19 protein-coding genes and 1 tRNA gene are annotated in these 20,015 nt (G+C 60.3%); 16 read left to right on the top strand and 4 right to left on the bottom strand.

The features are described from left to right. Positions 1 to 46: 46 nt before the first annotated feature. The 3 genes from D1223_RS15040 (at position 47) to D1223_RS15030 (ending at position 3,528) form a co-directional block, all read left to right on the top strand. On the top strand, positions 47 to 2,044 hold the full coding sequence (locus tag D1223_RS15040; RefSeq protein ID WP_119377257.1) for an acetyl-CoA carboxylase biotin carboxylase subunit: 1,998 nt from the start codon (positions 47 to 49) through the stop codon (positions 2,042 to 2,044). A gap of 64 nt (positions 2,045 to 2,108) precedes the next feature. Continuing rightward, positions 2,109 to 2,624, top strand: a complete 516-nt coding sequence (locus D1223_RS15035; protein ID WP_119377256.1) for a DUF805 domain-containing protein — start codon at positions 2,109 to 2,111, stop codon at positions 2,622 to 2,624. Between the two features lie 79 nt (positions 2,625 to 2,703). After that, on the top strand, positions 2,704 to 3,528 hold the full coding sequence (locus D1223_RS15030) for a DUF805 domain-containing protein (protein WP_119377255.1): 825 nt from the start codon (positions 2,704 to 2,706) through the stop codon (positions 3,526 to 3,528). Here D1223_RS15030 and lipB read toward each other — a convergent pair. Then, entirely contained in the window at positions 3,516 to 4,220 is a 705-nt protein-coding gene (gene lipB, locus D1223_RS15025; protein ID WP_233353199.1) for a lipoyl(octanoyl) transferase LipB, read from the bottom strand. The two genes, D1223_RS15030 and lipB, sit on opposite strands and share 13 nt — an antisense overlap. 82 nt (positions 4,221 to 4,302) lie before the next feature. Here lipB and D1223_RS15020 point away from each other — a divergent pair. From D1223_RS15020 to D1223_RS15010, 3 genes are all read left to right on the top strand, one after another. Beyond that, positions 4,303 to 4,387: transfer RNA gene (locus D1223_RS15020), tRNA-Leu, on the top strand. Between the two features lie 65 nt (positions 4,388 to 4,452). Continuing rightward, positions 4,453 to 5,844: a magnesium transporter gene (gene mgtE / locus D1223_RS15015; protein WP_119377253.1), complete on the top strand. Its 1,392-nt coding sequence runs from the start codon at positions 4,453 to 4,455 to the stop codon at positions 5,842 to 5,844. Positions 5,845 to 5,927: 83 nt separating this feature from the next. Next, positions 5,928 to 7,130, top strand: coding sequence for a lysozyme (locus D1223_RS15010; protein WP_119377252.1), 1,203 nt, complete (start codon positions 5,928 to 5,930; stop codon positions 7,128 to 7,130). 6 nt (positions 7,131 to 7,136) lie between these two features. Here the strand turns inward: D1223_RS15010 and D1223_RS15005 are convergent, their stop codons facing one another. Then, positions 7,137 to 9,086 (bottom strand): ATP-binding protein, encoded by a 1,950-nt coding sequence (locus tag D1223_RS15005; RefSeq protein ID WP_119377251.1) that lies wholly within the window; start codon positions 9,084 to 9,086, stop codon positions 7,137 to 7,139. A gap of 229 nt (positions 9,087 to 9,315) precedes the next feature. On the opposite strand from D1223_RS15005, the gene egtB reads away from it, so the two are divergent. The 4 genes from egtB (at position 9,316) to D1223_RS14985 (ending at position 12,850) form a co-directional block, all read left to right on the top strand. Further along, entirely contained in the window at positions 9,316 to 10,590 is a 1,275-nt protein-coding gene (gene egtB / locus D1223_RS15000; protein ID WP_119377250.1) for an ergothioneine biosynthesis protein EgtB, read from the top strand. Continuing rightward, positions 10,590 to 11,528: an L-histidine N(alpha)-methyltransferase gene (gene egtD / locus D1223_RS14995; protein WP_119377249.1), complete on the top strand. Its 939-nt coding sequence runs from the start codon at positions 10,590 to 10,592 to the stop codon at positions 11,526 to 11,528. The genes egtB and egtD overlap by 1 nt, the downstream gene beginning before the upstream one ends. 29 nt (positions 11,529 to 11,557) lie before the next feature. Continuing rightward, the gene (locus D1223_RS14990) at positions 11,558 to 11,923 is read left to right on the top strand and encodes an MmcQ/YjbR family DNA-binding protein (protein WP_119377337.1); all 366 of its coding nucleotides are present in this window, start codon (positions 11,558 to 11,560) and stop codon (positions 11,921 to 11,923) included. 93 nt (positions 11,924 to 12,016) lie between these two features. Then, positions 12,017 to 12,850, top strand: a complete 834-nt coding sequence (locus D1223_RS14985) for an aldo/keto reductase (protein WP_119377248.1) — start codon at positions 12,017 to 12,019, stop codon at positions 12,848 to 12,850. Between the two features lie 6 nt (positions 12,851 to 12,856). On the opposite strand, the gene D1223_RS14980 is transcribed toward D1223_RS14985, so the two are convergent. Continuing rightward, positions 12,857 to 14,671 carry a patatin-like phospholipase family protein gene (locus D1223_RS14980; RefSeq protein ID WP_119377247.1) on the bottom strand — a complete coding sequence of 605 codons (1,815 nt, stop codon included), beginning with the start codon at positions 14,669 to 14,671 and terminating at the stop codon, positions 12,857 to 12,859. 363 nt (positions 14,672 to 15,034) lie between these two features. Here D1223_RS14980 and D1223_RS14975 point away from each other — a divergent pair, with 363 nt between their 5' ends. The 3 genes from D1223_RS14975 to D1223_RS14965 all read left to right on the top strand — a co-directional run bounded on the left by D1223_RS14975 (position 15,035) and on the right by D1223_RS14965 (position 17,397). Further along, positions 15,035 to 15,358: an EF-hand domain-containing protein gene (locus D1223_RS14975; RefSeq protein WP_119377246.1), complete on the top strand. Its 324-nt coding sequence runs from the start codon at positions 15,035 to 15,037 to the stop codon at positions 15,356 to 15,358. 161 nt (positions 15,359 to 15,519) lie between these two features. Next, positions 15,520 to 16,545, top strand: coding sequence for an acyltransferase family protein (locus D1223_RS14970; protein ID WP_267896322.1), 1,026 nt, complete (start codon positions 15,520 to 15,522; stop codon positions 16,543 to 16,545). Between the two features lie 30 nt (positions 16,546 to 16,575). Continuing rightward, positions 16,576 to 17,397 (top strand): enoyl-CoA hydratase-related protein, encoded by an 822-nt coding sequence (locus D1223_RS14965; protein WP_233349976.1) that lies wholly within the window; start codon positions 16,576 to 16,578, stop codon positions 17,395 to 17,397. Here the strand turns inward: D1223_RS14965 and D1223_RS14960 are convergent, their stop codons facing one another. Continuing rightward, complete coding sequence (locus D1223_RS14960; protein WP_119377244.1) at positions 17,398 to 17,745, bottom strand: hypothetical protein; 348 nt, start codon at positions 17,743 to 17,745, stop codon at positions 17,398 to 17,400. A gap of 122 nt (positions 17,746 to 17,867) precedes the next feature. Here D1223_RS14960 and D1223_RS14955 point away from each other — a divergent pair, with 122 nt between their 5' ends. The 3 genes from D1223_RS14955 to D1223_RS14945 all read left to right on the top strand — a co-directional run bounded on the left by D1223_RS14955 (position 17,868) and on the right by D1223_RS14945 (position 20,005). Continuing rightward, positions 17,868 to 18,752 carry a DUF817 domain-containing protein gene (locus D1223_RS14955; RefSeq protein WP_119377243.1) on the top strand — a complete coding sequence of 295 codons (885 nt, stop codon included), beginning with the start codon at positions 17,868 to 17,870 and terminating at the stop codon, positions 18,750 to 18,752. 94 nt (positions 18,753 to 18,846) lie between these two features. After that, positions 18,847 to 19,578, top strand: a complete 732-nt coding sequence (locus D1223_RS14950; RefSeq protein ID WP_119377242.1) for a hypothetical protein — start codon at positions 18,847 to 18,849, stop codon at positions 19,576 to 19,578. Between the two features lie 10 nt (positions 19,579 to 19,588). Then, a complete protein-coding gene (locus D1223_RS14945; RefSeq protein WP_119377241.1) occupies positions 19,589 to 20,005 on the top strand; it encodes a DUF1489 family protein in 417 nt (138 codons plus the stop codon). The last annotated feature ends 10 nt before the right edge of the window (positions 20,006 to 20,015 follow it).

Raw genomic sequence — 20,015 nt, 5'->3', positions numbered from 1 at the left:
TAAGCCACAACCCAGTGTTTTGTAGCTGCTGTTTCAGGGGGCAGTCATGTTCAAGAAAATCCTGATCGCCAATCGCGGCGAGATCGCCGTGCGGGTCATCAAGACCTGCAAGCGTTTGGGCGTGAAGACCGTCGTCGTCTATTCCGATGCCGATGCCGATTCCATGGCTGTCGAAATGGCCGATGAAGCGGTCCATATCGGTCCGCCGCCGGCTGCTGAGTCCTATCTTGTCATGGACAAGATCATCGATGCGGTGAAGCAGACGGGCGCCGAGGCGATCCATCCAGGTTTCGGCTTCCTGTCGGAAAACCCGGCTTTCGCCAAGCGCCTCGAGAAGGAAGGCATCACCTTTATCGGTCCCAACCCGCACGCCATCGAGGCGATGGGCGACAAGATCAGCTCCAAGAACCTCGCGGCCGAAGCAGGCGTCTCCACGGTCCCCGGCCATATGGGGTTGATCGAGGACACCAAGGAAGCGCTGAAGGTCTCGAAGGACATTGGCTATCCCGTCATGATCAAGGCTTCAGCGGGCGGCGGCGGCAAGGGCATTCGTGTTGCCTACAATGACAAGGAGGTCGAGGAAGGCTTCCCGGCCGTGAAGGCTGAAGCCAAGGCCTCCTTCGGCGATGATCGCATCTTCATCGAGAAGTTCATCGAGAGCCCGCGCCACGTCGAAATCCAGGTGATGGGCGACAAGCATGGCAATTGTGTCTACCTGTTCGAACGCGAATGCTCGATCCAGCGGCGCAACCAGAAAGTCATCGAGGAAGCGCCGAGCCCGCTGCTCGACGAGGAAACCCGCAAGAAGATGGGCGAGCAGGCTGTCGCGCTGGCCAAGGCTGTCAATTATGACAGCGCCGGCACGGTCGAGTTCGTCGCCTCCGGCGTCGACAAGAGCTTCTACTTCCTCGAAATGAACACCCGCCTGCAGGTGGAGCACCCGGTGACCGAAATGATCACTGGCGTCGACCTGGTCGAGCAGATGCTTCGCGTCGCCTATGGCGAAAAGCTTGCGATCAAGCAGAAGGACCTGAAGATCAATGGCTGGGCGGTCGAGAGCCGTGTCTATGCCGAAGACCCCTATCGCAAGTTCCTGCCGTCCATTGGCCGGCTGAAACGCTTCCATCCGCCAGAGGAAGGCCCACTCATGGGCGGGACCGTCCGGATGGATTCAGGCGTGCGCGAGGGCGATGAGATCTCGATGTTCTACGACCCGATGATCGCGAAGCTGGTCACGCACGGCAAGACGCGGGACGACGCGCTGGACGTCCAGGCCGCCGCGCTCGACCGCTTCCACATCGAGGGCATCCAGGACAATATTCCCTTCGTGGCCGCGGTGATGGACGAAGAGCGCTTCCGCTCCGGCGACATCACGACGAACTACATCAAGGAACAGTTCCCCGACGGCTTCAACGGCACCGAGCCGACAGACCACCAGACGCTGATCCTGACCGCAGCCGCCGCTTATGTGCACGGTGTCTTCGCCCGACGCGCCGAGAAGATCTCTGGCCGCATGAGCCAGCCCGGCCCACAGCGTAAGGACTGGGTCGTCATCCTGGGCGACACCCATCATGAGATCGAGCTTGATCTGGGCGACCATGAGGCCACTATCGCTATCGATGGGACCAACCATACGCTTTATACGCACTGGAAACCGGGCACCCACCTCTTCGAAGGCCAGCTGGACGGCGAATCCTTCGCAGTGAAGTTCTCCGACAAGACCGAAGGCTATGTCTTCCGCCATCGCGGCGTGTCAGTTCGGGCGCTGGTCTGCACGCCGATGACGGCAGCGCTGCATGCCCGTCTGCCAGAAAAGCCGAAGCCGGACACGTCCAAGCTCGTCATCTCGCCGATGCCAGGGCTTGTCGTCTCGATGGATGTCGAGGTCGGCATGGACGTCGAGGAGGGCGGGGCAGTCTGCATCGTCGAAGCGATGAAGATGCAGAACATCATCCGCGCCGAAGCGAGCGGCAAGGTGAAGGCGATCAATGTCGCAGCCGGCGACAGCGTCGCAGCTGACGAAGTGATGGTCGAATTCGAGTAGGAGGCGATTGTCCCCCTCCCTCGGACATCGTAGTAGTCTGTCCTTCTGACGCTGGAGACACGCCATGGGCAATCTACTATTCAACCCGCAAGGGCGGATCCTGAAGAACAGGTTCTGGCAGGGCCTGGTTGTGCTGACTGTCGCGTCCGTGATCGTCACGGCGCTGCCGGTCTATCTCGGCACGATGTTCGGCATCGTCTCGCTGCTGATGATCTATCCCTATATCTGCGTCTACGCCAAACGCTTCCACGACGCCGGAACGACGGGGTGGTGGGTGATCGTCGTCTGGCTCGGCACCCTGGTGCTCAGTTTCATTGAAGGCATGATTCTGGGCCCGATGTTTCTGGGAGAATCCGGCCGCGCCATCCAGGCAGAAGCGGCCGAACGACTGGCGCAGGGCGAGTTCGACGTCTTCATGCAGGCGCAGGAAAGGCTGGCTGAAATCATGCTGCCGCTGTCCATCATGACTGTTGTCGCAAACAATGCGATCGTCGGCTTCATCGTCGGTTCGCTGGCGACCGAGCCACGCACCAACAAGCATGGTCCGGTGCCTGGAACTGAGCATGACGAGTTCAGCTGACATTTTTCTTATCGTTTATTGATAAATTAGGAAAAGGGCGTATAAGCGTTTTTCGATAAGAACGCGAAGGCCCACCCGGATGTCAGACTCAAGCACGACTGCCCTTGACCGAAAGCGCCCCTGGCTGACGGATGAACGTGAGCTGCCAGCCAACATGAACTGGCTGCAGACGCTGTTCAATCCAACGGGCACGTCGCCGCGCCTGCATTTCACGCGGGCCTGGACCTTGCTGTTCATGCTGCAGCTGCTGGTGATCATCCTGCCGTGGTCGATCGCTCTGATCTTCAATTCAGCCGGCGGGGACGGCCAGCCGATTGGTGAGTTCGGGCTGTTCGCGACGCCGGTGGTGTTCATCGTCACGACGCTGATTTCCTATGTCATCCACTCGCGGCGACTCCTAGATGCCGGAAAGACGCCGCTGCTGGCGATCATCCCGCTGATTCCACTCATTATTGGACTGGCGGTCTTCATGATGACCGCGCAAGGGCAGTCGGCCCAGTATGACAAGCGGTTCGAGATGCGGCAGGACTATCTGGCCGATCCGGACGGCTTCCGCGCAAAGCAGCGTGAAGAGCGGGAAAAGGCGAAAGCCGAAGCCGAGAAGAAGGCCGCGGAGGCTGAAGCCAATGGCGAAGCTGCACCCAGCCAGGCGCAGGGTCAGGGACGCCGTGGTCCCGGTGGTCCGGGCGGTATGATGAACTTTGAACAGCCATTGCCGCCGAAGGCCGAGTTCGTGCTGAAGAATGCGCTGCCCCCCATGCAGATGATCATGATCCTGCTCAGCGCGCCGATTGCGATCTGGAGCCTGATGTGGGTCGCCCGCGCGCCGTATTTCGGGCGGTATCCGGGCGAGAAAGAAGCCGTGCAGGCGGAAAGTGGCGACCGGCGTCCCTATGAAGCCTGAGCTTCGCTAAGCGGGGCAGGCGCGTCCACGACTTCCGACAGGAAGACTTTCCGGAACGCCTTTTTCAACGCATCGTCGGCATCGTCCATCGTCACCGGCAGGCCGAGATCGACGAGGCTGGTGACACCCAATCCATCCTCGGAAATCCCGCAGGGCGTGATGCCGGTGAAGTGGGAAAGGTCCGGCTCCACGTTCAGGCTGATGCCGTGGAAGCTGACCCAGCGTTTCAGGCGCAGGCCGATGGCGGCGATCTTGTCTTCCCGCAACGGGCCGCCCGGCTGGGTGCGGTCGACCCACACGCCGACGCGACCGTCGCGAATCTCGCCCTTTACATTGAACTGGTCCAGCGCCTCGATGATCCAGGCTTCGAGCCTTGCCACGAAATCGCGGACATCGCGCCCGCGCTGGCCGACATCGAGCATCACATAGGCCACGCGCTGGCCGGGGCCGTGATAGGTATACTGCCCGCCGCGGCCCGCCTCGTAGACGGGGAAGCGGCCAGCATCCTTCAGGTCTTCCGCCCTGGCGCTGGTCCCAGCTGTGTAGAGCGGCGGATGCTCCAGAAGCCAGACAAGTTCCGGTGCGCCCGTCTCCCGGATCGCCTGCACGCGGCGCTGCATGAAAGCCAGCGCGGCCTCGTAATCCACAGGCGCTGGGCTGACGGCCCATTCGACGGGAGGAAAATCTGTCATTCTGCGCATATAGAGGTGCAAGGAGGGCTTCACAAAGCCTTCCTGCGCACTTATACCGCGCGTTCTTCCCGTACGGGACTTAGCGGTCGTGGCGGAACTGGTAGACGCGCAGCGTTGAGGTCGCTGTGGAGCAATCCGTGGAGGTTCGAGTCCTCTCGACCGCACCATCCCGGGGAAGACGTGTTGGCAGTAGGGCAGGAATCCTGTCCATTCAGGATAGGAGGTTCTCCCCATGTCCGAGCTGCCTGAGACCCCACAGGAAGATCATGTCGAAGACGTCGTCCAGGCGAAGCATCTCGCCCTGGAGCAGGATGTCCGCGAGGCTGTCTGGGACAAGGATTCGCGCTGGCTGTCGCGTACGCTGAACCGGCTTCACCCGGCCGATGCCGCTGACCTTCTCGAACAGCTTTCGACCGACGACTTCGCCGATGCGGTTTCGCTGCTGGGTGGCCAACTGCCGACGGACATCATTATCGAATTGCGCGACGAGTATCGCGTCGAAGCCGTCGACGTGCTGCCTGACGATGCGGTGGCGGCGGTCCTGGGTGAGCTCGATTCAGACGATGTCACGACCATTCTCGAAGACCTTGAGGATGACCGGCGCGAGCGTATTCTCGACGAACTGACGCCGGCGGACCGGGCCTCCTTCGAACAGGGGCTCGCCTTCGACGAAGACACGGTCGGCCGTCTCATGCAGCGCGAGTATTTCGCGGCGCCTGAATTCTGGACGGTCGGGCATGCCATCGACCATGCGCGTGAAAACGCCGAAGCGCTGCCGGCTGAATTCTATGAAGTCTACGTGATCGACCCGACTCACCGCCTCAAGGGGCAGGTGCCGCTCGCGACGCTCCTGCGGACCCCACGTGACGTAAAGCTCGACGACATCATGGAAGAGGTCCAGTCGGACATCAAAGGCAACATGGACCAGGAGGATGCGGCCTACCAGTTCCAGAAATACTCGCTTGCCTCCGCGCCAGTCACGGATGATGCGGGACGGCTTATGGGCATGCTGACCGTCGATGATGTGGTCGACGTCATCCAGGAAGAAAATACTGAAGACCTTCTGGCCCTGTCGGGCGTGCGCTCGGCTGAAGGCACAGACACCGTGCTGGATTCGGTGAAGGCGCGTGCACCCTGGCTGGCGGTCAACCTGCTGACGGCTTTCATCGCCTCAGGCATTATTTCAATGTTCGAGACCACGCTTGACCGGTTTGTTCAACTGGCGATCCTGATGCCCGTCGTGGCAGCGCTGGGTGGTAATGCCGGCAGCCAGGGCCTTGCTGTTGCCGTTCGCGCCATTGCCGAGCGGGAGATGGACGGCGATGCGAGCCGCCGTGCCATTGTCCGCGAAACGCTGACAGGCATCGCCAACGGCGTGATCTTTGCCATCGGCGTGGCCGCGATTGCGGGCTTCTGGTTCCAGAGCGTGGCATTGGCTCTCACCATTGGCATAGCCATGTTCGCAACCTTCGTCTGGGCAGGTTTCTCGGGTGTCATCGTGCCCCTTGGCCTGCGAAAGATGGGCGCCGACCCGGCTGTGGCCTCATCCGTCTTCGTGCTCACGCTGACAGATGTGATGGCCTTCTTCAGCTTTCTCGGCCTTGCGACCCTTATTCTGCTGTAATTGCGCAGGTTTCTCCTATCAGGCGTATGACTTGCAGTAATGCCTGATCGAACAGTGCCGTCTGTATCGGTTTGGAGCAAAGTATGAGTTCAGCCCTTCGTACGTCCGAATCCGGACTGAAGCTGATCATGGCGTATGAGGGATTCAGGTCTCATTCCACGCGGCTGCCTGACGGTCGCTGGGTGATCGGCTATGGGCATATGCGCGCGGCTCGCGCCGGGTTGAAAGTCAGCCAGCCGGAGGCCGCTGCCATCCTGAGAGAGTTTGACCTGCCGCCGATTGAACAGGCCTTGCAGGAACTCGTTCTCGTGCCGCTGAACCAGCATGAATTCGATGCGCTGGTGTCCTTTGTATTCAATGTGGGCGTAGACCAGTTCGAATCCTCCGATGTGCTTTCGGCGCTCAATGCCGGTGACCGCATGGCCGCCGCACGGGCATTGGAACTCTGGTGCAATGCGAAGGTCGGCCCGAGGAACATGATCGTGGATCCACTCATCCGTCGCCGCGCAGACGAAAAAGCGCTTTTCCTGAAAACGACCGGCTCGGTTCCGCTCGCCGCCTCAAGCCGGTTCCGCCCGACGCCAGAGCCTCGCCCAGAGCCGGAACCATCCCGCTGGGGAGACTTCAAGGTCAGCGAAGCGGCCGCGCCGGAAGCAGAGGAACAACGCGCCGAAACACCGACGGAAGCGGCTGCGCGTAATGTGAAGGAGCGCCTCACCCGCATTCTGGGCGAGTATGAAGACACAAGCACCAAGGCTGGTTCGGAGGAGGAGGACACCGCCGAAGCTGCCGTCAAGGCGGCTGCCGAGCAGGAAGCGAGCGTTGAAGAAATTCGCGCCGCGATTTCCGCGCTTGTCGCCGAAGACGACGATCAGGACGATGGTGCGGGCCTTGATGCCCAGGATATCGCTGCCGATCTCGATCCCGACGCCTTCGATATTGAAACCGGCCAGCTCGATGTCGTCGAGACGTCGGCTGGGGCACGCCGAAACCGCCTGTATATCGACGATGTAAAGCCAGCCGAAATTCCGCCAGCCGACCCGGACCTGCGCCGCGGCGATGATGCGGGCAACCTGACCGAAATGGTCGTCTTTGCCGTTATCGCGATGGTTGGCGCCCTGATCTTCCTTCTGGGTGGAGCCTTTGGTCTTGGCTGGTTCGGGACAAGCCTTCCAGGCCACGCAAACGCTTATGGCTACCTGCCGCCATTCCTGATGATGACGGGCGCGCTGATTTTCGTGGTTATGATCTATTACTGGATACGCGCCATCATTTCCCGGCGCTGAGACAGGTCAGACCGCAACGCTGTGCAGTTCCGCCGGCTTGCCGAGGCTCAGCACCTGGCCCATGGCGCTGATCAGGCCGCGTTCGTCAATGGGTTTCGAGACGTAGCCGTCAAAACCCATATTGAGATACCGTTCCCTGTCGCCCTCCATCGAGTCGGCTGTGAGCGCGATCACCGGGACGAAGCGGTTGGGATTGGCAGACATGCGCAGCCTCTTCAGGGCCTCGATGCCGTCGAGGCCCGGCATATGGACATCCATCAGGACAATGTCGAACGCGCCGTCATTCAGGTGCTCCAAGGCTTCTGCACCATTGGACGCCTCAGTAATCTTGAGATCGTAGCTGTTCAGGAATGAGCGCGCGACGCGCAGGTTGATGTGATTGTCGTCAACGACCAGCACCCTGCAACCGCCGAGGCCGGAACGGGGTCTGTGGCTGGCCAGTTGAACCGTGTTGTTCTCCGCCGGCGTGCTGGCACTATCCGCGACGTCCGCGCTGAAGGTCAGCGTGAAGATCGATCCACGGCCAGGTTCGCTGACCGCGGTGACATCGCCGCCCATCATCTGTGCCAGCTGGCGTGTGATGGCCAAGCCAAGTCCCGTGCCGCCAAAGCGGCGGGTCGTCGAGCCATCCTCCTGGGAGAAGGACGCGAAGATGTGTTCGATCTTGTTCTCGGCGATCCCGCAGCCTGTGTCAGTGACGTGAACGGTCACAGTCGCCTTGCCGCTTTCAGCCGGTGAACAGGTCACAACGATCATCACCTCGCCTTCTTCGGTGAACTTGATCGCATTTGAGACAAGGTTGCCGATACACTGGCGAACACGGACAGGGTCGAAGGCAAGACGAGACGGCACGTTGGGGTCGACATGCAGGCGCAGATCAATGCCCTTTTCTTCTGCGATCGACATATGCAGCTTGAACAGACTGCTCAGCTTGTGGCGGATGTCGCTCTCGACGGGGGAGATTTCGAGCTTTCCGGCCTCGATCTTTGACAGGTCGAGAATGTCGTTGAGCAGCACCATGAGCGCGCGCCCGGAATCGAGGATGATCGAGACCTGTTCGGTCTGCGAGGCTGTAAGGTCTTCATGGGCCAGTGCCTGCGCCATGCCGAGGACACCGTTCAGCGGCGTGCGGATCTCGTGGCTCATATTGGCCAGGAACTCCGACTTCATGCGGGTCGCTTGCTCAGCCCTGTGCAGGGCCTCGCGCAGCTCGTGCGCCTTGCGGCGAGTTTCACGAACATCCTCGATGTGGGTGATGAAGACTGTTGTGTCCTCACCTGGAAGCCGGGCGGCATTCATGGCGACCGATATCCGGATGAGTTCACCAGATTTGGTTTTCAGCTTGGCATCCGTCTTGTTCGAATAGCCTGTCCCCGGACCGGTGAACCGTGTCACCAACTCTTTGAAAGCGTCTTCCTCCATCAAAATGGCGGCGCTCTGGCCGATCAGATCGCCCGCTTCATAGCCCGACAGGGTAAGCATGGCATCGTTGACGTAGATCAGCGTGCCGTCACCGTTCGCGATGGCAATACAGTGGGTTGCAGTGTCACACGCCAGCTTGAGCAATTCCGCCTGGCTGATCGCCTCGTCGCGCTCACGCGCCAGGTCTGTCACCTCGTGCGAACAGCAGATGACACTGTCGCCATTGGGAATGACGACGGTTCGCATCACCTTGCTGAGCATCTTCACAGCGCGGCCCTGACTGGTGGTGAACGCAACGGTTTCGCCGGTGTTGAGGACTTTTCTGACGTTCCGGACCATTTCAGAGTCCCGGTAGGCCGGGTCGAACTCGAAGATGCGCATGCCCAGCACGCTGCCACCCTCGGGCAGGATTGACTTCTGCATCAGGCTATTGGCGCCAGTCCATTCGAAGTCGATGATCTCTCCCGCCTCATCGCGCACAGGGGCGACCTCGCACACGATTATGGGTAGAAGGTCGAAGGTTGATGCGTCCATGGAAATCTCTGCGACTGTAGTGATTCCAGTAGAATCTGCGGCAACATGCTTAACGGTGTGTTTAGGATGAGGGCCTGTCTGCCTTTGACATCACCTACTCATTTGTCACTATCCGGACTTGGCTACCCGGAAAATGGTTGTCAGCTTCGTCAGGCGACACATGTCTGAAATGAAACCCCGGTACCGTTGCAGCGTTGAGTGCCGGTCGCCAGTCCGAAAGGAGAACACAATGCCGATCGGAACGCATCCCGGCCATGAAAACGAAGAAACGGGCTTGAAGTCGAGCTTCGAGCGCGTTCGCGCCACTTCTCTGGCGCTTGCCGAGGGGCTTTCAGATGCTGATGCGACGGTTCAGTCCATGGAGGATGCCAGTCCAGCAAAATGGCACCTCGCGCACGTAACGTGGTTTTTCGAGCGGTTTGTACTGTGCGAGCACTTGCCGGGCTATTCGCCTTTCGATGAGCGTTATGACTACCTTTTCAATTCCTATTACGATGCCGTGGGTGACCGGCATCCGCGGCCCAGGCGGGGCCTGCTTACGCGGCCGGCCCTTGACGATGTGCTGGCTTACCGCGCGCATGTCGACCGGGCGATGGGGAGCCTCCTGTCGGGCGGGGCCAGCGACGCGCTTTCGAGACTTGTCATACTTGGCTTGCACCATGAACAGCAGCACCAGGAATTGTTCCTGACAGACATTCTGCACCTGTTTGCGCAGAGCCCCTTAAAACCGGCCTTCCGCGCGCCAGAGCCGCGCCTGATGAAAGGAGCAGCGGCACCTCTTGCCTGGACGCGCTTTGACGGCGGCTTGGTGGAGATTGGCCACACAGGCGGCGAATTCGCCTTCGATTGCGAAGGTCCGCGCCACAAGGTCTGGCTCGAACCGTTCGAGATCGCCAATCGCGCCGTCACAAACGAGGAGTGGATGGAATTCATTGCCGATGGCGGCTATGAGCGTTCGGACCATTGGTTGTCGGACGGCTGGGCGATGTGTCTGGCCGAGGGCTGGAACGCGCCGCTTTACTGGCGCAAGGAGGACGGCGAATGGTCGACAATGACCTTGCGAGGCTGGCAGCCAGTCGACCCGCAAGCGCCTGTTTGCCATGTCAGCCAGTATGAAGCCGACGCCTATGCCAGCTGGGCGGGCGCACGCTTGCCCAGTGAAGCCGAATGGGAAACGGCAGCTGCTGGTACTGGTGCAAGGCTTGAGGGCAACGATGCTGGCACGGGCCGGCTCAGCCCGGCGCCGCAGGCGGGCAAGGGTTTGATCGGACTGTTTGGCGATGTCTGGGAATGGACGCAAAGCGCCTACTCGCCCTATCCGGGTTTCGAGGCCGAGGAGGGCGCTATCGGCGAGTACAATGGCAAGTTCATGAGTGGGCAGTACGTCCTGCGAGGCGGGGCCTGCTCAACCCCGGCGGGCCATATCCGGACGACCTATCGGAACTTCTTCCATCCCGGCAAGCGCTGGCAGTTCTCTGGCTTGCGCCTGGCGAGGAATGCCTGATGGACGGCCTGACCAGGGATCCTTTCCGCGAAGATGTACTTGAAGGGCTGGCGAAGCCGCAAAAGGCAATCCCCAGCCGCTGGTTGTACGACGAGAAAGGCTCTCAGCTCTTTGACCAGATCACGCGCCTGCCGGAGTATTATCCGACCCGGACAGAGCTGGGCATCCTTCGTGAACGGGCAGATGAGATGGCCGAAGCCATCGGGCCGGATGCGGTCATCGTGGAGTACGGTGCCGGCTCACTGCTAAAGATTCGCCTCCTGCTGGACGCACTGGAACGGCCAGCAGTATTCGTGCCGGTCGATATATCGGCCTCCCACCTCGACGCGGCTGCAGACGAATTGCAGGCAGACTATCCCGATCTGGTCATACAGCCGATTGCGTCGGACTTCATGGCCTCCAACCTTGGCGAAGCCCTGCCGGAAGCGGCGGGGCGTCGCGCCGGTTTCTTTCCCGGTTCGACGGTTGGCAATCTCGGCGATGACGATATCTGCCGGTTCCTGCGCAATGCGCGCGCTGACCTGGGAGATCAGGCCTGCTTTGTGATTGGCCTCGACCAGCCAAAGTCACCGGATATCCTGGTCCCGGCTTATGATGATGCGCAGGGCGTGACAGCGGCATTCAACAAGAACCTCCTCGTCCGTATGAACCGCGAACTCGGCGGAAATATTGATATCGGTGCCTTTGCGCATGAAGCGCGCTGGAATGGTGCTGCCAGCCGTATCGAGATGCATCTGACAAGTCTCAAGGACCAGTCGGTGAAAGTGGCGGGAGAGACATTCGCCTTCCGGAAGGGGGAGACGATCCATACGGAGAATTCCCGCAAGATTGCGCTCGACGCGTTTTCGGCGCTGGCGGAGACAGCGGGCTGGGCGCTCACGCGGCACTGGACCGATCCGGACGGACTGTTTGCCGTCATGCTGCTCGAAGCGCAGTAGACGTCTGGCGGCATTAGGGGAGCGGGATGATGACCCTGGCTGAGTACAACGAATTCTGCGGCTCGCTCGCGCACACGACGCATGTCTTTCAGTGGGGCGGCAGCCACGTCTGGAAGGTGGGCGGGAAGGTCTTTGCAATTGGTGGGGAGAATGGCCCGGACGGTTTCCGGGTGAGTTTCAAGGTCTCTGACCTGGCCTTCGATATCCTGCGCGAGCAGCCAGGATGCCGGGGGGCACCTCATCTCGCCTCACGCGGCATGAAATGGATCCAGCGCTACAATGCTGATGCTGTCGGTGATGATGCGCTGAAGGACTATCTGAAGGAAAGCTACCGTCTTGTGTCTCTGGGCCTGACGAAAAAGCTTCAAAAGGAGCTGGGCCTAAATCAGAGCTGATGCTTGTTCTCTTTGTACCGCCAGGGCGGAACACAGATGGTGGCGATCCGTTTCCAATGTTGAAGTGACTTATCAGGACGTACAGGAGAAGCGATGACCCTCACGACGAAACATTTTGGCGTCGATATTCCGAAGATCGGGTTTGGTACGTGGAAGCTGCGTGATGAGACGGCGCAGATGTGCGTCACGAAGGCCATCGAGGCTGGCTATCGCATGATCGACACGGCGCAGGTTTATGAAAACGAGACTCATGTGGGGCGGGGTATCGCTGACTCTCCGACACCACGCGACGAAATCTGGGTGACGACCAAAGTCTGGATGTCCGAATTTGAGGATGGCGACCTGCAAGCGTCGATCTCCAAAAGCCTGGAACGCCTCGGTCTCGATTATGTTGACCTTGTCCTGCTTCACTGGCCGAGCCAGGACGTACCGCTGGAAGAGTCGATCCGTGCGCTGAACGATGCGCATGACCAGGGCATGACGCGGAACATCGGCATCTCGAATTTCACCGTCAGGCAAATGGACGAAGCGGTCAGGCTGTCGAAAGCGCCGGTCGTGACTAACCAGGTCGAGTACCACCCCTTCATTGACCAGACCCCGGTTCTTGAGGCTGCGCATGCGCTGGGCATGTCGGTGACGGCCTATTGTCCGCTCGCACAGGGCAAGGTTCTTGACGATCCACTGCTCAAGGAAATTGGTGCTGCGCATGGCAAGACACCGGCACAGGTGGTCGTACGCTGGTTTGTGCAGCAGCCCGGTATCATCACAATTCCGCGTTCATCGTCGCCGGAACACATTGCGTCGAACAATGATGTGCATGACTTCGAGCTGAGTGCTGACGAAATGGGGCGGATCAACGCGTTGAAAGCCAGTCATCAGCGTCTCGTCGATCCCGGCTGGGCCCCTGCTTGGGATAAAGCAGCGTAAGTCCGGCTAGACCTTATCGATCGTCACGCTTGGAATCTGTGCCTTTGGCCCATAGCAGAAGTCGATCAGCTCGCCTGACGCCAGGGCCTTCTGGGCCGCCTCGTACCCAGCCTGCACCGCTTCGTCATAAGCCTCCCAGTCGCGAAGCTCGATATCGCGCAGCTCGGGTACCACCAGAACATCGACCAGTTCGCGCCCGGCTGACGGATCGACACTCAGTGTTGCAGACCGCATAAGCAGTCCCGCAATGGGCGGCGCCGAGGAGAAGCCGTGCTTCCAGACCCAACCAAAGAAACCGGGCGGGTCTGCAAAATCCTCGGCGGCGAGGCCTTCCGGCGCGCGAGCGACATCCGATCCAACGACCACGCCGCGATGGAGCTCGCGCATGATACCGGTCGGGAAGTTGTTGAGAACCGCGCCGTCGACGAGCACTTCGCCGTCATGAACGACTGGCGGCAGGATGCCGGGTAGAGAAATGGTCGCACGCAGTGCTTCGCGCAGCAGCCCACGCCGATGGACAAGGTAGGTTCCATCCGTCAAATTTGTTGAAACGGCAAAGAAGGGCACGCCGAGGTCGCCAATCTCCGCGTCTCCGAAATGCTCGTGCAGGCGCGTGTTCACACGTTTGCCGCGAACAAGGCCGACCACAGGAAGGACATAGTCGCCGAGCGGATTTGTCTCGACGAAGGCCTTGCGGATGCGACGGTCGATCTCTGCATCGTCCCAGCCCATGGCGACACAGGCGGCCACAACAGCGCCCATGGAGGAGCCACCGACAAAGTCGATCGGTATGCCGGCTTCGCGCAGGGCTTTGACGACCCCGATATGGGCGTAGGCTCGTGCCCCGCCGCCCGACAGGACAAGCCCCACAGACCGGCCGGCCATGATCCGCGCCAGCCGCTCGCAAGAGGGGCCGTCCATGCCCTCCCAGTGCAGGATGCGTGACGCATTCGCGGCATCGAGCCATTCGGCAGGCTTGGCCGCCTGGCGTTCGCCGCCATGGTGGAGCAAAATCACATCGATCAGTTTCAGCGACCGGGCCGGCGAGTTGTCTTCCGGCATCAGAGGATTTGACGGCCGGGCGTCTGCGCGTCCGACGACCCAGATCCGGTCCGCCTGGCGAACCGACAACCGGTACCAGCCTGTATCCCCGACAGAGGACACCAGCATCACGACATCATTTTCGGCTTCTAGCCTGTCGAAGAAGCCCGTCGGCTGGTCGGTACCTTCAGTCTCCTCGACGATCCGGCACTTCAGGCCAAACTTGTTGAGCGAGGCCTTGAGCGAACGGGCACGCAGTTTGAGGTCGATCGTCGGAGAGGTCGCGACCAGCGCAAAGACCTTGGGCGCGTTGCGCCGGTTTGGCTTGCGGCCTTCGCGCAAGCGGGTCAGCATCAGCCGGATCATGGCCGTCAGGATTTCAGGTTCCGCCTTTACCAGACGGTCGAAGCCTGCGCGGGAAATCTCAAGCATTTCCGCGTCACGCAGGGCGTAGACGGAACTCGTGTGAGGCGCATTATCCGGAATGCCGTCGCCGTCGTCGTCGAAAGCGCCCTCGAACAGCGCCATCTCTCCGACCGGTTCTCCAGCGCGAATGTGGCCGATGAAGTCGCTGCGTCCGTCCGGCATGGTCCTGAATGCGCCGAGCGAGCCTGACAGGACGAAATAGATGGAGTTCGAGATTTCACCCGCCTTGAACAGCTCCCAGCCCGCCGGCAGCGAAAACCAGCGTGCTTCGCGTCCAGCCGCCCGCAGGGCGCGCTTGGGTACATCCTCAAGAAAGGGGATCGTCTTCAGCGTGGGCGCGATGTTCAGACTCATAGGTCTGAATGTGTTAGCAGCCGGCCCTTCTGAAAAGGGTCTTTTACCTGCAACGTTTCCCCACGGTGGTACGGTCCTGAACATGATCTCGTGTCCGGCATTCAAATGCCCGATTGCGGCAACAGTGCTGCAAGAAACGGTCCATGACAGGGCGTGATACGTTCAAAAACGTTCAGGGATCGCCCGCTGGTAAAGCGTTGAGCCGATTTAATGCACGCGCAACTGTTTGTTTAAAGGGCAGTTTTTGGCGCCATTTCGAAGAGTTAATCGGCCTGACCGAATCGTAACGCATCAAACCGGCTGGTATGTGCGTCTCTATGGCTGCGTCACAGAAATTCGACGCGAAAACGATTGGAGAAACCCATGAAACGCTTCGCAATTATTTCCACCTTTGCCGCAGCTGGAGCCCTGGCGGCATCTGCCGGCGAAATGGTCGCCTTCACCGATATCGACGCCAATGGTGATGGTTCGGTCAGTGAGTCGGAATTCGTCACCTACAAGACTGCGAAGGGCGACCATTCCGCGCAGGAAGCATCCGACATGTTCCTCATGGTCGATGCTGATGCCGACGGGTCGGTCTCCAAGGCCGAATTCGCTGCGGCGAAAGAAGCCTGGAAGAATAAGGATGCCGACGTCGGCGCTGACGTCGAACTCGATGTTCGCACGGACACCGGCTCTTCTTACTAATCAGAGTTTTTCTGACCCCCTTTTTTCAGACCCGACTCCAGCCCGTTCCCTTTGTGGGAGCGGGCTTTTCTTTGCGTAGTCACCTGCACCACCTGACTGTTTCTTCTTGATTTCCCGCGCCAAAGCCGCTTGCAACACAGGACTGGACTCAGGAGGCTTCGCTGGCCAGCAACCGCTTCGATTTTCTGCGCCTTGTTTTTGCAGGCGCTGTGTTTGCCTACCATGCCTGTGTGCTGTCGGCTGCCGGGCCTGGTGGTCAGGTCGAGACCGGGTTGGCGCGCGCAGCCGAACTTGGCATCCAGGGGTTTTTCATCGTATCGGGCGCGCTTGTTTTCGGGTCGCTCGAGCGATCACAAAATCTTGGAGTCTACGGTTCAAAGCGGGTCCGCCGGCTTTATCCCGCCTATGCCGTGATTATTCTATTGCCCGCCATTGTGAGTGGCTTCATGACCGGCTGGGGCGATGTGGAAGCAATCGCAAGGTATCTCGGCACGAACCTGATTTTCCTCAACTTTCTCGAGCCGAACCTGCCGGGGCTGTTTGCCGGGAACCGGTTCACCGAGGTGAACGGCGCACTTTGGACCCTGAAGATCGAGGTCATGTTCTACCTGGCGCTCCCCGCGCTTGCCCTCGTCATGCGCTTGTTCGGGAAGGCCTGGTGGGTCCTGCTATTGATAATCTATGGTGCCGCCGAAGCCTGGCGGCTACTGCTGCCGGTCTATCTCGATCATCCGCTGGCGCCGGAACTGGCCCGGCAGCTGCCCGGCCAGATGGCCTTCTTTGCCAGTGGAATGGTGCTCTGGAAGGTCTGGGATCTGGCAAAGGCACGAGCCATCCGGTTAGGACTGGCCGGCACCGCCATCCTGGCTGCATCCTACACTCACCCAATCCTTGAGCCCCTGCGTGCGGCAGGGCTGGCCGGTGTCATCGCCTGCCTGGCCTTCGCGCCTGGACCGGCCATTCGCGCCGCCCGTTTCGGCGACATCAGCTATGGGGTCTACATTACCCATTTCCCAATCCTGCAGGCCATGGTGATGGCGGGGCTTTTCGCCGCTTTGCCACTGCCTGCGGCATTTGTTCTTGCGGCGGTCGGTGTGCTGTTTGCCAGCCTGATGTTGTGGCATCTGGTTGAGAAACCAGCGCTGCGCAGGGACAGCCATTACAGGAAAGCGGATTCAGGCAGCTGATCCCCGTTTCACAAGACCGGCAGGAGGCCTATGCTTTCTGCAAAGCAGGAGGATTTCATGGACGAGTACGAGACCATCAACCTGGATGCGACCCCCGGCGGCATCGCCGTGCTGACGCTGGACCGTCCTGACCGTCACAATGCGCTGAACGCCCTGGTCATCGAGGAGCTCACCGATGCGCTGGAAACGCTGGAGGAGCAGGAAACGATCCGTATGGTGATCCTGCGGGGAAACGGGCCAAGCTTCTCTGCTGGCGCAGACCTCGAATGGATGAAGGCCGCGGCAGACTATACCCGGCATGAAAACGAGCAGGACGCCTACAAGCTGGCGGAGATGCTGCGTAAACTTGCTGCGCTGCCGCAGATGACGGTCGCGCTTGTCCATGGCGCAGTCATGGGGGGCGGAGCCGGGCTTGTGGCAGCGTGCGACATCGCGGTTGCCATGGCCGACTCGAAGTTCCGCTTCTCGGAAGTGCGTCTTGGCCTGACACCAGCCACCATCAGCCCCTTTGTCATCTCGGCGATCGGGCCGCGCTGGGCGAAGGCGCTGTTTGTGTCCGCAGAAAGCTTCGATGCGGCGTTCGCTGAAAAGATCGGGCTCGTCCAGTACGTCGTTCAGACGCAGGACGAATACACCGCGATGGAAGAGCACCTGGCCAAACTCGCCATGCATGCTGCGCCGGGGGCGATCCAGGATGCGAAACGGCTGGTGCTCGATCTTGCCGGGCTGGAAATCAACCAGGCGCTCAGCCACGAGACGGCAAAGCGGATTGCCGCACGCCGTGCCAGCGAGGAGGGCCGTGAGGGCCTGTCCTCATTCCTCGAAAAGCGGAAACCCTATTGGGTGGGCTGATCAGCCGCCGGGCGGTTGGCTCGCAACCTCGCCAATTGTCAGCCCAAGATTGCGCAGGATGTTCAGGACAGCTTCAACCGGGTTGATGCCTGTCATCTGCGTGATCGGGTCCTGCGCGAAATATATGATTGCACCGATCAGGACCAGGAAGACCAGAAACTGCGCTAGCGATTTGAAAATGAATGCGCCCGCCATGCCAACAACGAAGCCTGCGGCGCCAAATATCAGCGCGCCGAGTATGGGGCTGACGCCCGTTGCGGCAGCCTGCTCGAAACCGAGATAAGCGCCGATGCCGCCGATGATGACGCCGGCAGCCATGCTGACATTGCGATTGTCCATGTAAGCCATGATTCATCCCCTCTGATGGCACAGGCGCGAGCCTAGACCAGCGGAGCGGCGCTGACTAGTAACCCTATAAATGGTTGCGATTGCGCCACTTTCCTGCCGCGGTGCCCGGCAAAGAGAAACATATGCCGAGCGTATCATCCATAAAATCTGCCCTCTCGCGTCATCGCGAGCAACTTCGCGCGCGCGCTGTGCGCGGTCCATTCTCCAAAGCGGTTTTCGAGTTCGTGAGCTTCGGCATCAAGCAAGGCTGGGCGTGCATCTTCGGCGGCGCGCTGCTTGCGCTGATCCTTGCAACGCATCTCTGGTATCCAGAGGGCGCACCGATAAGCCGGTACGATTTTCTTGTCATCGCGGCCATCGCCATACAGGCGCTCCTCATCGCGACCGGACTTGAGACCTGGGAAGAAGCCCGGATCATATTCGTATTTCACATCGTCGGCACCGTCATGGAGATCTTCAAGACGGGCGCCGGCAGCTGGATCTACCCGGAAGACAACTTTCTGCGAATTGCGGGTGTGCCGCTGTTTTCAGGTTTCATGTATGCAGCCGTCGGCAGCTACCTGGCCCGGGTCTGGCGGATCTTTGATTTCCGTTTTGACCGGTTTCCACCGCTTTGGCTGCAGGGCGTTCTGGCGGCCGCGATCTACGTCAATTTCTTCGCCCATCATTATACGGTCGATATCCGTGCCGGGCTCTTCGTGGCGACGGTATTGATCTATGGGCGGTGCGTGGTCTGGTTCCGGGCGGACGAGACACATCGGCCTATGCCGCTCATTATCGGCTTTGGCCTTGTTGCGCTCTTCATATGGTTTGCGGAGAATATTGGCACGCTCGCGCGGGCCTGGACCTATCCTGGGCAGGAGACGGTCTGGACCATGGTGTCGCCGGTCAAGTTCGGCTCCTGGTATCTGCTGATGATTATCAGCTTCGTGCTGGTCGCGCTGGTTCATGGTGCGCGGGCGGGGCATGGCGCGAGAAAGTCTACCGGTGCTGATCTCGTAACCTGATTTCTGCCGCATTCAGGCGATGTAAATCCCGCGGGTATTAGGCATGGGTCATGGTTAATTGCCGGCAGCAGGATGCGCTGGCCAGGAGGGTGCTTTGCCAGTCGGGCTGCTGATTGCGATCGCATATGAAATCTCGGCCTCGAGCGGCCCGGTTGATGCGGCGCTTTTGGCCACCGAAGCTCCTGAGACCCTGCGAGCGGCGTTTACAGTGGAACTTGTCAGCGACAGGGCGCGCCGGACGTTCCGCTATGACCCGCGCCTTGAAGGCGATGCACGTTGGCAGCCAGTGTCGGCGCGTGGCGAGGATGACGATCTCGACGAAGCAGCGGCCTCTTGGGGGGCTGAAGCGGCGCCGGACGGACGCCTGTTTCCCGATGACCTCAGGCCCAGCATTGGTCAGCGGGTGGACGTTGCCGATCTTGGGGCAGCCTGGCGGGTGAGCTTCCGCCACAATCCTTCATTGAACGACACGGAACTGGATGTCTGGTTTGCCGACCGGGTCAATGCGAAGGCCTGGCTTGATCCGGTGTCAGAGCGCTTCCTGCGCATCGACTATGATCTTCCCAACCCGGTCCGCGGTCCTGAAGGAGGGCGATTGACGCAATTCGATCAGACCTACCTGCTGGAGACTGAACCCAACTGGGGCCTTTCCTATGTCGCGTCCTATTCGGTCAGCCTCGAAGCCAAGGGCGGTTTCAGGACCATTCGCCGGCACTATACGGCGACAGTGACCTCCATCGAGATCTTCTTTGCGAATGAGCAGGCCAAGGCGGAATTCACAAGCCAGCGGCAGTCCGCCTCTGGTCCCGGGCTCGCAGCGCGCTAAACTTCGACTCGTGACATTGCACATGGTCAAACTCTGCGTCGGCGCGGATGATGTCGGCGACCTTGAAGCCTGGCAGAGGCGGCTGATGACACGTCATCCGGCGCCGTTGCATCACACGCGCATGGTTCCCAAGCAGATTGATGAGCTGCTCGATGGCGGGTCGATTTACTGGGTGATCAAGGGCGTGATCCAGGTTCGCCAGGCCTTCACCGATATTCGCGTCATTGATGACCGCAACGGCCAGCGCGCCTGCGAGCTTGTTTTCGAGCCGGAGCTTGTTGCGGTCGAGCCAATGCCGAAACGGCCTTTCCAGGGCTGGCGCTATCTCAAGCCCAAGGACGCCCCGGCGGACCTGAAGGCCGGCCGCGGCGGCGATGACATCCCGCCTGACCTGCACGCCAAGCTCAAGGAAGCCATGGTCTGGTAAAAGAAAAGCG

This window comes from Henriciella mobilis (assembly GCF_003576285.1).
Classification (GTDB): domain Bacteria; phylum Pseudomonadota; class Alphaproteobacteria; order Caulobacterales; family Hyphomonadaceae; genus Henriciella; species Henriciella mobilis.
This window is presented reverse-complemented; position numbering and strand designations above follow the sequence as displayed.

Coding starts and splice junctions, on each gene's coding strand:
- D1223_RS15040 (WP_119377257.1), top strand. CDS start 47: ATGTTCAAGAAAATCCTGATCGCCAATCGCGGCGAGATCGCCGTGCGG.
- D1223_RS15035 (WP_119377256.1), top strand. CDS start 2,109: ATGGGCAATCTACTATTCAACCCGCAAGGGCGGATCCTGAAGAACAGG.
- D1223_RS15030 (WP_119377255.1), top strand. CDS start 2,704: ATGTCAGACTCAAGCACGACTGCCCTTGACCGAAAGCGCCCCTGGCTG.
- lipB (WP_233353199.1), bottom strand. CDS start 4,220: ATGACAGATTTTCCTCCCGTCGAATGGGCCGTCAGCCCAGCGCCTGTG.
- mgtE (WP_119377253.1), top strand. CDS start 4,453: ATGTCCGAGCTGCCTGAGACCCCACAGGAAGATCATGTCGAAGACGTC.
- D1223_RS15010 (WP_119377252.1), top strand. CDS start 5,928: ATGAGTTCAGCCCTTCGTACGTCCGAATCCGGACTGAAGCTGATCATG.
- D1223_RS15005 (WP_119377251.1), bottom strand. CDS start 9,086: ATGGACGCATCAACCTTCGACCTTCTACCCATAATCGTGTGCGAGGTC.
- egtB (WP_119377250.1), top strand. CDS start 9,316: ATGCCGATCGGAACGCATCCCGGCCATGAAAACGAAGAAACGGGCTTG.
- egtD (WP_119377249.1), top strand. CDS start 10,590: ATGGACGGCCTGACCAGGGATCCTTTCCGCGAAGATGTACTTGAAGGG.
- D1223_RS14990 (WP_119377337.1), top strand. CDS start 11,558: ATGACCCTGGCTGAGTACAACGAATTCTGCGGCTCGCTCGCGCACACG.
- D1223_RS14985 (WP_119377248.1), top strand. CDS start 12,017: ATGACCCTCACGACGAAACATTTTGGCGTCGATATTCCGAAGATCGGG.
- D1223_RS14980 (WP_119377247.1), bottom strand. CDS start 14,671: ATGAGTCTGAACATCGCGCCCACGCTGAAGACGATCCCCTTTCTTGAG.
- D1223_RS14975 (WP_119377246.1), top strand. CDS start 15,035: ATGAAACGCTTCGCAATTATTTCCACCTTTGCCGCAGCTGGAGCCCTG.
- D1223_RS14965 (WP_233349976.1), top strand. CDS start 16,576: ATGCTTTCTGCAAAGCAGGAGGATTTCATGGACGAGTACGAGACCATC.
- D1223_RS14960 (WP_119377244.1), bottom strand. CDS start 17,745: ATGGCTTACATGGACAATCGCAATGTCAGCATGGCTGCCGGCGTCATC.
- D1223_RS14955 (WP_119377243.1), top strand. CDS start 17,868: ATGCCGAGCGTATCATCCATAAAATCTGCCCTCTCGCGTCATCGCGAG.